Origin of the sequence: Agathobacter sp. LCP21S3_B2, assembly GCF_052118705.1 — a bacterium.
In the GTDB taxonomy this organism is placed as follows: domain Bacteria; phylum Bacillota; class Clostridia; order Lachnospirales; family Lachnospiraceae; genus Roseburia.
Genome location: NZ_JBQKGQ010000001.1, coordinates 1 through 13,405 on the forward strand (window position 1 = coordinate 1; position 13,405 = coordinate 13,405).

General features: G+C 42.1%; 11 protein-coding genes. 8 read left to right on the forward strand and 3 right to left on the reverse strand.

All coding sequences use genetic code 11. The features are described from left to right. Positions 1–113: 113 nt before the first annotated feature. The 5 genes from ACTQ1L_RS00005 to leuS all read left to right on the forward strand — a co-directional run bounded on the left by ACTQ1L_RS00005 (position 114) and on the right by leuS (position 7,066). A complete protein-coding gene (locus tag ACTQ1L_RS00005; protein WP_441365007.1) occupies positions 114–899 on the forward strand; it encodes an amino acid ABC transporter ATP-binding protein in 786 nt (261 codons plus the stop codon). A gap of 145 nt (positions 900–1,044) precedes the next feature. Further along, positions 1,045–2,649: a phosphoenolpyruvate carboxykinase (ATP) gene (gene pckA / locus ACTQ1L_RS00010; RefSeq protein WP_441365008.1), complete on the forward strand. Its 1,605-nt coding sequence runs from the start codon at positions 1,045–1,047 to the stop codon at positions 2,647–2,649. Positions 2,650–2,892: 243 nt separating this feature from the next. Then, positions 2,893–3,393, forward strand: a complete 501-nt coding sequence (gene ilvN, locus ACTQ1L_RS00015; protein ID WP_321112150.1) for an acetolactate synthase small subunit — start codon at positions 2,893–2,895, stop codon at positions 3,391–3,393. Positions 3,394–3,450: 57 nt separating this feature from the next. Continuing rightward, entirely contained in the window at positions 3,451–4,476 is a 1,026-nt protein-coding gene (gene ilvC / locus ACTQ1L_RS00020) for a ketol-acid reductoisomerase (protein WP_441365009.1), read from the forward strand. Positions 4,477–4,651: 175 nt separating this feature from the next. After that, a complete protein-coding gene (gene leuS, locus ACTQ1L_RS00025; protein WP_441365010.1) occupies positions 4,652–7,066 on the forward strand; it encodes a leucine--tRNA ligase in 2,415 nt (804 codons plus the stop codon). A gap of 55 nt (positions 7,067–7,121) precedes the next feature. Here leuS and ACTQ1L_RS00030 read toward each other — a convergent pair whose 3' ends face one another. Both ACTQ1L_RS00030 and ACTQ1L_RS00035 read right to left on the reverse strand, forming a co-directional pair. Beyond that, positions 7,122–7,883: a DUF6062 family protein gene (locus ACTQ1L_RS00030; protein ID WP_441365011.1), complete on the reverse strand. Its 762-nt coding sequence runs from the start codon at positions 7,881–7,883 to the stop codon at positions 7,122–7,124. A 30-nt stretch (positions 7,884–7,913) separates the two neighbouring features. Further along, complete coding sequence (locus tag ACTQ1L_RS00035; RefSeq protein ID WP_015569502.1) at positions 7,914–8,819, reverse strand: LysR family transcriptional regulator; 906 nt, start codon at positions 8,817–8,819, stop codon at positions 7,914–7,916. A gap of 226 nt (positions 8,820–9,045) precedes the next feature. Here ACTQ1L_RS00035 and leuC point away from each other — a divergent pair, with 226 nt between their 5' ends. Continuing rightward, positions 9,046–10,308 carry a 3-isopropylmalate dehydratase large subunit gene (gene leuC, locus ACTQ1L_RS00040; RefSeq protein WP_055061786.1) on the forward strand — a complete coding sequence of 421 codons (1,263 nt, stop codon included), beginning with the start codon at positions 9,046–9,048 and terminating at the stop codon, positions 10,306–10,308. Between the two features lie 17 nt (positions 10,309–10,325). Beyond that, entirely contained in the window at positions 10,326–10,814 is a 489-nt protein-coding gene (gene leuD, locus ACTQ1L_RS00045; RefSeq protein WP_055061785.1) for a 3-isopropylmalate dehydratase small subunit, read from the forward strand. An 89-nt stretch (positions 10,815–10,903) separates the two neighbouring features. Here the strand turns inward: leuD and ACTQ1L_RS00050 are convergent, their stop codons facing one another. Then, complete coding sequence (locus ACTQ1L_RS00050; RefSeq protein ID WP_441365012.1) at positions 10,904–11,704, reverse strand: hypothetical protein; 801 nt, start codon at positions 11,702–11,704, stop codon at positions 10,904–10,906. Positions 11,705–11,877: 173 nt separating this feature from the next. On the opposite strand from ACTQ1L_RS00050, the gene thrC reads away from it, so the two are divergent. Next, on the forward strand, positions 11,878–13,371 hold the full coding sequence (gene thrC / locus ACTQ1L_RS00055; protein WP_441365013.1) for a threonine synthase: 1,494 nt from the start codon (positions 11,878–11,880) through the stop codon (positions 13,369–13,371). Positions 13,372–13,405: the final 34 nt, after the last annotated feature.

A 13,405-nucleotide genomic window follows, 5' to 3' on the forward strand; every position in this document is an offset into this window, starting at 1 on the left:
CGGTACTCGATACTACGATATTCATCACCCTCGGCTCTGTTTTAGAGGTAATAAAAATACGTCAAAGCCTTGAAAAATCTACATTTTAGGCTTGACAGAATAGGAAGGAAGACATGGCAATTTTAGAGGTTAGAAATATAGAAAAACACTTTGGAAGGACTAATGTGCTTAAGGATGTCAGTTTTTCCATGGAGGAGGGCAATGCTCTTGCCATAATCGGTTCATCAGGCTCAGGAAAGACTACGCTGTTACGGTGTCTCAATTTCCTTGAGAGACCTGACAGTGGTCAGATTATTGTGAATGGTGAGACACTCTTTGATGCTTCCGAAGCGAGCAAGGATAAAGACGCGGAGCTTCGCAAAAAGAGGCTGCATTTTGGTATGGTGTTTCAGCAGTTTAATCTTTTTCCACAGTACACAGCACTTGAGAATGTTACTCTGGCAGAGCGCCTTCTGGCACAGGAGACACCTGAGTTTAAAAAGGATAAAAAAGCAATCCTTACACGTATTGATGAGCATGGAAAGGAGCTTCTTGACAGAATGGGGCTTGCTGAGAGGCTGAACCATTATCCGCATCAGCTCTCAGGTGGACAGCAGCAGCGTGTAGCTATAGCAAGGGCACTGGCACTTAAGCCTGATATACTCTGCTTTGATGAGCCTACATCTGCTCTTGACCCGGAGCTTACCGGAGAGGTGCTCAAGGTCATCCGTTCCCTTGCGCAGCAGAATACCACAATGATTATTGTTACACATGAGATGGCCTTTGCGCGTGATGTCGCAGATCAGGTGATCTTCATGGACGGTGGTGTGATTGTTGAGCATGGTGACCCACATGAGGTGATTGACCATCCGAAGGAGGAGCGTACCAGGCAGTTCCTCACCAGATATGCGAACGGCTGATGTGTGAGAAATATATTATACATGTCGAAAAAGTGTGAAATAAGTGTAAATTGAAAAGTAGATATTGATTTTTTTTTAACAAACATATATACTAACAAAAGAAATGGATGTAAATCCATAATTTATAGAAAAGAGGTTTATTCAAATGGCAAATGTTGATTTAACAAAGTATGGCATTACCGGAACAACAGAGATCGTTCACAATCCTTCTTACGAGACATTATTCGAGGAAGAGACAAAAGCCGGCCTTGAGGGTTACGAGGTTGGTAAGGAGACAGAGCTTGGTGCAGTTAACGTTATGACAGGTATCTACACTGGACGTTCTCCTAAAGATAAATATATCGTTATGGACGAGAATTCTAAGGACACAGTATGGTGGAATACACCTGAGTATCCAAACGACAACCATCCAATGAAAGAGGATGTTTGGGCAACAGTTAAGGATCTTGCTAAGAAAGAGCTTAGCAACAAGAAGCTTTTCGTAGTAGATGCATTCTGTGGAGCAAACAAGGATACACGTATGGCTGTTCGTTTCATCGTTGAGGTTGCTTGGCAGGCTCATTTTGTAACAAACATGTTCATCCAGCCATCAGCAGAGGAGCTTGAGAACTTCGAGCCTGATTTCGTAGTATACAATGCTTCAAAGGCTAAGGTTGAGAACTACAAGGAGTTAGGTCTTAACTCAGAGACATGTGTTGCATTCAACATCACATCAAAAGAGCAGGTTATCATCAATACATGGTACGGCGGAGAGATGAAGAAGGGTATGTTCTCTATGATGAACTACTACCTCCCACTCAAGGGCATCGCTTCAATGCACTGTTCAGCAAATGCTGACATGAATGGAGAGAACACAGCAATCTTCTTCGGTCTTTCAGGAACAGGTAAGACAACACTTTCTACAGATCCTAAGCGTCTTCTTATCGGAGATGACGAGCACGGCTGGGATGACAACGGCGTATTCAACTTCGAGGGTGGATGCTACGCTAAGGTTATCGGTCTTGACAAAGAGTCTGAGCCTGATATCTACAACGCAATCAGAAGAGATGCTCTTCTTGAGAACGTTACAGTTGCTGATGATGGAAAGATTGATTTCGAGGACAAGAGTGTAACAGAGAATACACGTGTATCTTACCCAATCAACCACATCACAAATATTGTTAAGCCAGTATCTTCAGCACCGGCTGCAAAGAACGTAATCTTCCTTTCAGCAGATGCATTCGGAGTACTTCCACCAGTATCTATTCTTACACCTGAGCAGACACAGTACTACTTCCTTTCAGGATTTACTGCAAAGCTTGCAGGAACAGAGCGTGGAATTACTGAGCCAACACCTACATTCTCAGCTTGCTTCGGACAGGCATTCCTTGAGCTTCATCCTACAAAATACGCTGCAGAGCTCGTTAAGAAGATGGAGAAGTCAGGCGCTAAGGCATACCTTGTAAATACAGGATGGAACGGAACAGGAAAGAGAATCACAATCAAGGATACAAGAGGAATCATCGACGCTATCCTTTCTGGTGATATCCTTAATGCTCCAACAAAGAAGATCCCTATGTTCGATTTCGAGGTTCCTACAGAGCTTCCAGGAGTTGATTCAGGAATCCTTGATCCTCGTGACACATATGCTGATGCTTCTGAGTGGGAGGCAAAGGCTAAAGATCTTGCAGAGAGATTCAACAAGAACTTTGTTAAGTACACAACAAATGAGGCTGGTAAAGCACTTGTTGCAGCAGGACCACAGTTATAATATATTAAACAGAATTATATTAGATAATTCTAAAGCCGGGCGGTTGTATGTCGCCCGGCTTTTTTTGAAGATACTGTATAAAACGTTATAAAACAGGCATTTATCGAGGTTATGGATGTATAAATATTGTTATTAATAATATGAATTTAAGTTATATTAACGATATTGCTTGACAAATACAGATTATAGTAATATTATCATCATGTGAACAGAAATAATAGAAATTGTGAGGAAGGTTTTTCGATGAGAAGACAGGCATTATCTCTTTTAGTTGAGAACAATCCCGGAGTGACCAGTCGTATTTCAGGACTGTTCAGTCGCAGGGGATTTAATATTGATAGTTTCTCCTCAGGAGTTACAGCAGATCCGCGCTATACACGTATCACAATTGTTGCAAGCGGTGATGAACAGGTGCTTGAGCAGATAGAGAAGCAGTTGGCGAAGCTTGAGGATGTACTTGATATCAAGAAGCTTGAGCCGGGACTCTCAGTGTGCAGGGAGCTTATTATGATAAAGATAAGAGCACTCGATACACAAAGACAGGCAGTTATGAATGTGACTGAGATCTTCCACGGCAAGATAGTTGATGTCACTCATGACTCTATGATAATTGAGCTCATAGGTACACAGGACAAGCTTGATAATTTCATAGACTTACTTAGCGGCTATGAAATATTAGAGCTCGCAAGAACGGGAATCACAGGACTTACCAGAGGTTCCAATGATGTAGTTATGTTGGATTAGTCACAGGACAATCTTTACATATAAATAGTTTACTTAAATTAACAGGAGGAAAACAAAATGGCAGAACCAAGATTATTTTATCAGGATGATTGTAACCTTTCATTATTAGAGGGCAAGACAATTGCCATTATCGGTTACGGCAGCCAGGGACATGCACATGCACTTAACTTAAAGGATTCAGGATGTAACGTCATCATCGGTCTTTATGAGGGCAGCAAGTCATGGAAGAGAGCAGAAGAGCAGGGATTCAAGGTATATGTTGCTGCAGAGGCTGCAAAGCAGGCTGATATCATCATGATTCTTATAAATGATGAGTTACAGGCAGATATGTACAAGAAGGACATCGAGCCAAACCTTGAGCCGGGCAACATGCTTATGTTCGCTCACGGCTTCAACATCCACTTTGGATGCATTAAGCCACCAAAGAATGTAGATGTAGCTATGATCGCACCTAAGGCTCCGGGACATACAGTACGTTCAGAGTACCAGGCAGGAAAAGGAACACCTTGTCTTATCGCTGTAGAGCAGGATGCTACAGGAAAGGCATGGGACCTTGCACTTGCATATGGTCTTGGAATCGGCGGAGCAAGAGCCGGACTTCTTGAGACAACATTCCGTACAGAGACAGAGACAGACCTCTTCGGTGAGCAGGCAGTTCTTTGTGGTGGTGTTTGTGCACTTATGCAGGCTGGTTTCGAAACACTTTGTGAGGCTGGTTATGACCCAAGAAACGCATACTTCGAGTGTATCCATGAGATGAAGCTCATCGTAGACCTTATCTACCAGTCAGGCTTCGCAGGTATGAGATACTCTATCTCTAATACAGCTGAGTATGGTGATTATGTAACAGGACCTAAGATTGTTACAGCTGAGACAAAGAAAGCTATGAAGAAGATTCTTTCTGACATCCAGGATGGTACATTTGCTAAGGAGTTCTTACTTGATATGTCACCAGCAGGACGTCAGGTACACTTCAAGGCTATGAGAAAGCTTGCTTCTGAGCATCCTTCAGAGAAGGTTGGTGAGGAAATCCGTAAGCTTTACAGCTGGAATGATGAGAGCGACAAGCTCATCAACAACTAATCTGTCAGATATATATGACAATAAGACCCGGGGCAGTAATGCACCGGGTTTTTTATATAGCAAAACTTGACAAAATATAGTGTGATGTGTAAAATTATGAATGTTAATCAGACGGATTAAAAATACGCCTTCGTCTCTTTGAGAGGCGGAGCGTTTTTGATATAAGGAGGCAAGTATGTCAGAACCATACAATCACAAGGCCATAGAGAAAAAATGGCAGGAATATTGGAAAGAACACGAGACATTCAAGACAGATGTTTGGGATTTTTCAAAGCCTAAATACTATGCACTTGATATGTTCCCTTACCCTTCAGGAGTAGGTCTTCACGCTGGACATCCGGAGGGCTATACAGCTACAGATATCATGTCGCGTATGAAGAGAATGCAGGGCTACAATGTACTTCATCCGATGGGATATGATTCATTCGGTTTACCGGCAGAGCAGTATGCTGTAAACACAGGTCATCATCCAAACGGTTTCACTCAGAAGAATATAGAGACCTTCTCAAAGCAGTTAAGAGAGCTTGGTTTTGATTATGACTGGTCAAAGATGATTTCTACAAGTGACCCTGAGTTTTACAAGTGGACACAGTGGATTTTCAAGAAGCTTTATGAGGCCGGATATGCAAAGCATATTGATATGCCCGTAAACTGGTGCGAGGAGCTTGGAACAGTTCTCTCAAACGATGAGGTTATAGATGGCAAGTCAGAGCGTGGCGGCTATCCTGTAGTCCGCAAGAACATGAAACAGTGGGTTATTGACCAGCCGGCATTTGCAGAAAAGCTCCTTGAGGGGCTTGATGAGATAGACTGGCCTGAGTCTACCAAGGAAATGCAGAGAAACTGGATTGGCAAGAGTACAGGTGTCGAGGTCAAATTCCAGATTGTAGGCGGTGGAGAGTTCTCTATCTTTACTACATGTATCGAGACAATATATGGTATCACATTTATGGTGCTTGCTCCGGACGGAGATATAGTAAAGGGTCTCATGGACAGAGTCGAGAACAAAGAAGAGGTTCAGGCTTACATAGATGAGACTGTAAAGAAGAGCGATATGGACAGAACTGAGCTTAACAAGACAAAGTCAGGCTGTGAGCTTAAGGGACTTCATTGTATCAACCCTGTAAACGGCAAGGAAGTGCGCATGTTCATCGGTGATTTCGTACTGGCAAGCTATGGTACAGGTGCTGTTATGGCAGTTCCTACCCATGATCAGCGAGATTTCGAGTATGCACAGGCTCATGATATTGAGATGATTCAGGTAATTGATGGTGCAGATGTATCAGAGCATGCATTTGAGAAGCATGATTACCTTGGAAAGGGTTGCAAGCTCATCAACTCAGAGGAGTTTACCGGAATGGTAGTTGAGGATGCTAAGGAAGCTATCACAGCCAAGCTTGAGAAGATGGGCGTGGCAAAGAGAACTGTAAACTACAAGTTCCGTGAGTGGATTTTTGCACGTCAGAGATACTGGGGAGAGCCTGTTCCATGTGTATACAAGGAGGATGGTTCAATCTATTTCCTTCCTGATGATGAGCTTCCGCTTATTCTTCCTGAGCTTGAGGATTACAAGGGCAAGAATGGCAAGGCACCTCTTGAGAACGCTACAGAGTGGAAGCAGTATGACAGAAACGGTGTAAAGGGTACTCGTGAGACATCCACCATGCCTGGCTCGGCAGGATCTTCATGGTATTATATGAGATATATCGATCCACACAATGATAAGGAATTTGCAAATCAGGAGCTCTTAAAGCACTGGATGCCTGTAGATCTCTATGTTGGTGGACCGGAGCATGCGGTAGGACACCTCATTTATTCAAGAATCTGGAACAGATTCCTCTATGATCAGGGCTTATCTCCTGTAAAGGAGCCTTTTAAGAAACTCGTACATCAGGGAATGATCCTTGGATCAAACGGTATCAAGATGGGCAAGAGATTCCCGGAGTTCGTAGTAAATCCTAGTGATGTAGTCGAGGAGTACGGCGCTGATACACTTCGTCTCTACGAGATGTTCATGGGACCACTTGAGGTTTCGAAGCCTTGGAACGACAGCAACGTACAGGGAGCAAAGAGGTTCATTACACGTGTATGGAATTTCTTTACAGAGCCGGAGAATATTATCGAAGAGGATGATGGAAAGCTCACAAGAATCTATCATCAGACAGTAAAGAAGGTCACAAACGACTTTGAGGCACTTGGCTACAATACAGCTATCAGCCAGATGATGATTTTTGTCAATGAAGTATACAAGGCAGGCAGATGTCCTAGAGAGTTTGCAGAGGGACTTATCAAGATGCTTTCTTGTGTATGTCCACATGTTGGTGAGGAAATCTGGCAGAGAATGGGACATGACGATACAATCGCATTTGAGCCATGGCCGGTATACGATGAGGCAAAGACTGTTGAGGATACAGTAGAGATTGCTGTACAGATCAACGGAAAGACTAAGGGCACTCTTGCAATCGGAAAACAGGATCCTAAGGATGAGGTTATCGCAAAAGCAAAGGATGTTATTGCAGATAAGCTTACAGGAAATATCGTAAAAGAGATTTATGTTCCGGGACGTATTGTAAACATCGTAATGAAATAAAAATCACCCGGTATTTTGCACAGCCATTAGATGGCCGGCAGAATACCGGGTGATTTTATTTTTTGAGAACATGTGGTGGAAGTGATGGATCACTTCCGCGAAGCTTCTGCATACCGCGCTGGATCGCATCCTTGGAATTTTTCCAGTCGGCATCTTTATTTTTATAATCATATTTTTCGATGAACCATGCAACATCTTCATATATGCGGTTCATGTTGTCGTGCATTAGAGGGAGCACGATATCGTAAAACTCTTTGCGCTTATCACCTTTTAAATAAGTGTCAGCTCCTTCCAGAACCACTTTCAGGTGATTGAGACAAAATCCTTTTGTGTTCTTTAATTGTTCTTTTAGTTCAGGATCCTTTTCATACATAGTGAAGAAGGTCTTCATGTATGCATTAAAGGTCTTGTTTACGCTGTCGCATATAAAGCAGGTTGATTCACGCTTGTTAATCCAGTCCACGATGGAATTGGAGGAGGCGTTTGCTTTTTTGAAAAGACCGCTCCTTTGCACTGAATCAGGCTTAAAGTTCTTAAATTCTTTATCCATCTCTTCAATATGGCGCATGTACATGGTTTTTAGTATCCAGGCGTTTCCGAGTGAATTGCCATAGTCAAACATTTTTTTGAAATGTGCACGGCAGAAGCCCTCCTTATCGGTCATATCGCGTATGTCAGCCTCCATGTAAGAGGCACCATGACCAAGTACAAAATCCATGACGTGATCCTCAGTGCGTTTTTCTATATAGCAGAAGGGGCATTCGCCGGCATTGTCAAAGGCGTCTGATATGGGGATAGTGTGTATTTGTTCTTTCAAAGTAATACCTCCGGGGTCATATTTTGTTATTTAAAAATCCTCTGGTGTGTAGCTCTCATAAAACTTGATAAAGGTCTGCAGAGAGGTGGAAAGCTTTGAAGACTCCTTGTAAGCAAAGCCAACCTCACGCTTGTGGATTGGTATGCCGAGAGGAATTTCAATCAGGGTACCATCAGCAAGCTCCTTTGAAACTATGCTTTTTATGACGCAGGCCACACCTACGCCTATTTTGGCAAAGTCTATGAGCAGGTCCATATTTGATATATCTATAGAGTCCTTTACGTGTATCTGGTTCTCCTGCAGATAATCATCAATATATTTACGTGTCATATTGCCTTTATCGAGAAGCATGAGAGTAGAGTTTTGCAAAATCTCGCTCTTTTTGACACCACGGGCGCTTAAGTTGCGCAGATAGTCCTTTGTAGTGACAAATATATCCTCGATGTTGTCCAGATAATAGAAATTGAAAGTCTTAAGGGATGTTGGTTTTCCAATCAGACCTATATCTATTTTGTCATCATCGAGGAGCTTTAAGGTCTCATTGGTGGACTGACATTCGATTGAGATGCTTATATGAGGATTTCTGTGTATGAATTCCTTGAGATATGGCAAAAGCATATATTTGCAGAGTGTTGAGCTGACACCAATCTTCAGCTGGCCGACACCGAGCTCTATTGAGCGCTTTAGCTTTTCCTCACCCTCATTTAATGCCTCAAAGGCCTCGCTTACATGATCATAAAGAAGCCTGCCCTCATCGGTCAAGACGACACCTCTGGAGCTTCTGGAAAAAAGCTTGCATTCCAGTCCGTCCTCGAGCTTTTGAATTGACTTGCTGATGGCAGGCTGGCTGATATAGAGCTCCTTGGCTGCCTTTGATATATTGCCGGCATTGGCGACAGTATAGAAAATCCAGTAAGATGAGAGATTCTGGTTCATTTGTACCTCCTGTGGTTTGTACTTTTAATGGGCTGTAATCGTTGCTTGTCACAAAAAGGTGTGAACATCAACAAATCTGTGTTTATTATACCATGAGATTTAGTTATGGTAAATATGTTTATTATGTATTTTTATTATGGTAAATCATATGTTATGATGTCTTAAGTAAACTTGATTCAGATACAATCATAATACAATATTTTTATATGCTAGGAGGAATTTAAGCATGGGAATGACAATGACACAGAAGATTCTTGCTGCACACGCAGGCCTTGACTCTGTTAGTGCAGGACAGCTCATTGAGGCTGATTTAGATCTTGTGCTTGGAAACGACATTACCTCACCTGTAGCGATTCATGAGATCGACAAGATGAAGGTAGAGGGAGTGTTTAATAAAGATAAAATCGCACTCGTTATGGATCACTTTGCGCCAAACAAGGACATCAAGTCAGCAGAACACTGTAAATGTGTTCGCGAGTTTGCCTGCAAAAACGAGATTACAAATTACTTTGATGTAGGAAAAATGGGCATCGAGCATGCACTTTTACCTGAGCAGGGACTTACCGTTGCAGGTGATGTGATTATAGGAGCCGATTCACATACATGTACATACGGAGCTTTAGGAGCATTCTCTACAGGTGTGGGAAGCACTGATATGGCAGCAGGAATGGCTACAGGCAAGGCCTGGTTTAAGGTACCTTCTGCTATCAAGTTTAATATTGTCGGAAAACCGGCTGAGTGGATCAGCGGCAAGGACGTCATCCTTCATATCATCGGTATGATTGGTGTGGACGGCGCACTTTATAAGTCAATGGAGTTTGTCGGAGAGGGACTTAAATATCTTTCTATGGACGACAGATTTACTATCGCCAATATGGCAATTGAGGCCGGCGGCAAGAATGGTATCTTCCCTGTAGATGATCTCACAAGAGAGTACATGAAGGAGCATTCAAAGCGTCCTTTCACAGAGTATGAGGCTGATAGTGATGCAGAGTATGATGAGGAGTATACAATCGACCTTAGCACACTTAAGTCTACAGTTTCATTCCCACATCTGCCTGACAATACACGTACCATCGATGAGGTGGGCGATGTAAAGATTGACCAGGTAGTAATCGGTTCATGTACCAACGGCCGTATGGATGATCTGCGTATTGCAGCAAAGATTCTTGAGGGTAAAAAGGTTGCGGATGGTATCAGGGTTATCGTGATTCCTGCCACACAAAAGATTTATCTTCAGGCTATGGAAGAGGGCCTTCTTAAGACATTTATCGAGGCAGGTGCCATTGTGAGCACACCTACCTGCGGACCATGTCTTGGCGGATACATGGGAGTGCTCGCTGAGGGCGAGAGATGCGTATCTACCACAAACCGTAACTTTGTCGGACGTATGGGTCATGTTGATTCTGAGGTTTATCTGGCAAGCCCTGCTGTTGCAGCGGCAAGTGCCATCACAGGTAAGATTTCAGGACCAAAGGATGTTATGTAAAGATTGGAGGAATCACAATGAAAGCAGCACACGGTTGTGTATTTAAATATGGAGACAATGTCGATACAGATGTAATCATTCCTGCAAGATATCTGAATTCTTCTGATCCTAAGGAGCTTGCAACACACTGCATGGAGGATATCGACAAGGATTTTGTAAATAATGTAAAGGCCGGAGATATCATGGTAGCCAACAAGAACTTCGGCTGTGGTTCATCAAGAGAGCATGCACCGATTGCCATCAAGGCTGCCGGTGTAAGCTGTGTTATCGCAGAGACATTTGCGAGGATTTTTTACAGAAATGCAATCAATATAGGTCTTCCTATTATCGAGTGCCCTGAGGCAGCAAAGGCAATAAATGCCGGTGATGAGGTGACAGTGGACTTTGATTCCGGTATCATCACAGATGAGACAACAGGAGAGAAGTTTAAGGGACAGGCATTCCCACCGTTCATGCAGAAGATTATCGACTGTGAGGGACTTGTCAACTATATAAATCAAAAGTAATTATAAAAATTCCCGAGGTTATATAACCGCGGGAGTTTTTAGTACAATATTAAAAGTAATGGTAATATGCACACTGTGGGATATGCGTTCTATAAATCAAATTGTTGCAGATACTGCACATATTTATCGGAAACTGTCACAGAAGTGTAAATATCTGCATATTCCTTGCCTGATATACTTTCGATATAGTTTTCGGGATAGTTTTTTTCTATGCCATGTGTATGTGCCATATCGACAGCTTTATTGTAGGCGATGGCGGCCTTTTCGAGTGTATTGTAGGTTCCTATGACAAAATTGCCGTTTATATGTATGCGTGCTTTATATTTGTCGAGCCCTGCAGTTTTGACAATCTCTACACCATGGTATGGATTTAAGATTTCGATATTTTCATATCGCATGTCGGTCTCATCAGAGTTTTTGAAGATGTAGTCACGGCCGCATACCGCATGAGGCTGTATGCCGTAACGGCTTAAAACAGTAACCTGCATACCATAGTCGTTGACATACAGATGTCCCTGGCGTTTTAATATGCGATGCTCAGAGTAGTAAAACAAATCGTCTATATCGAATTTCAGCTCATGTGATATATCCAGATAGTAGCTGAAATAGTTTTTGCGCAGATATATTGGGTTTTTGATGTACATTCCGTTATCGCGGAAATTAATAAGAGTTACAATTTTATCAAATGCAAGTGCATGGGTGTGAAAGTAAGAGTCCTCTATGCTGTTTGTTTCTTTTAATAAAATTGTCGATGCAGTGGCATAGGCGCGGCTTGCAGAAAGCTCACTGTCAAAGCTTCCGAGACTAATGTGTTTGCTTTTGTAGGTGATGTTGGACCTGTAGTAAATGGTGCCGTCTTTTCTGACAGCGGTGTAAACTCCCTGGAGCATAGATATAATTTGTGTTCCTTTCACATATATTTTTAATCATATATATATTATTGTAGCATTTTTGTTATTGATTTGATATATGAAATTTATTATACTATATAGGAAATTATTTGTCTGTATTTTTATGCGGCAGGCAGGCTTTTGATAAAATAAAAAGAGAAATGAGGTAAAAAATGGATTTATTATATTCAAGCACAAGAAACAGTGAGAAAAAATTAACAGCATCACAGGCTATTCTTAAGGGTCTTGCTGATGATGGAGGTTTATTTGTACCTGAGACAATTCCGGCTCTTGACGTTTCGATAGAGGAGCTTTCAAAGATGTCATATCAGCAGGTGGCATATGAGGTCATGAAGCTTTTTATCACTGATTTTACAGAAGAAGAGCTTAAGAATTGTATCAACAGGGCATATGACAGTAAGTTTGATACAACAGAGATTGCACCACTTAAGCAGGCTGATGGGGCATATTATCTGGAGCTGTTTCATGGTTCTACAATAGCATTTAAGGATATGGCTTTATCTATTCTGCCTCATTTACTTACAACCTCAGCAAAGAAAAATAATGTTAAGAATGAAATTGTCATTCTCACAGCTACATCGGGAGATACAGGAAAGGCAGCCATGGCAGGCTTTGCGGATGTAGAGGGAACACAGATTATCGTATTTTATCCAAAGAACGGTGTCAGCCCAATCCAGGAGAAGCAGATGCTTACACAAAAGGGTGCCAATACACATGTAGTCGGCATTCATGGCAACTTTGACCAGGCACAGTCAGCAGTCAAGGCTATGTTCAACGATAAGGAGCTTGCTGCGACAATGGATGCTGCAGGTTATCAGTTCTCATCTGCCAACTCTATCAATATCGGACGTCTTGTGCCACAGATTGTATATTATGTATATGCATACTCAAGACTTTATGCTAACGGAGCTGTTGCAAAGGATGAGAAGATAAATATCGTAGTTCCTACAGGAAACTTTGGAAATATACTTGCAGCATTTTATGCAAAAAATATGGGACTTCCTGTTGCAAAGCTTATCTGTGCTTCAAACGAGAACAAGGTGCTTTATGATTTCTTCACAACAGGAGAGTATGATAAGAACAGAGATTTTATCCTCACAAATTCACCATCAATGGATATCCTCATTTCTTCAAACCTTGAGAGACTTATTTACCGTATCGCCGGTAATGATGCCCAAAAGAATGCGCAGCTTATGGCTTCACTTGCAAAGGAGGGCAAATACACTGTAACACCTGATATGAAGGCCCAGCTTTCTGACTTCTATGGCAATTACACAAGCGAGAAGGAAACCGCAGAGGTCATCAAAAAGCTTTACGAGGATACAGGATACATAATTGATACTCATACAGCAGTTGCAGCCGGTGTATATGGTAAGTACAAAGAGGCTACAGGCGATACAGCTACAAAGACAGTTATCGCATCTACAGCAAGTCCGTTCAAGTTCACAAGAAGCGTAATGGATGCAATTGATCCTAAGTATGATTCAATGACAGACTTTGAGCTTGTTGATGAACTTTCAAAGCTCGGAAAGGTCAAGGTACCAAATGCCATTGAGGAAATCAGGGATGCAAAGATTCTTCACAACACAGTATGTGATGTTGATCAGATGGAAAATACAGTAAAGAAAATGCTTAATGTACAGTAAAAAAAAGGACATCCGCTTTTGCCGGCGGATGTCC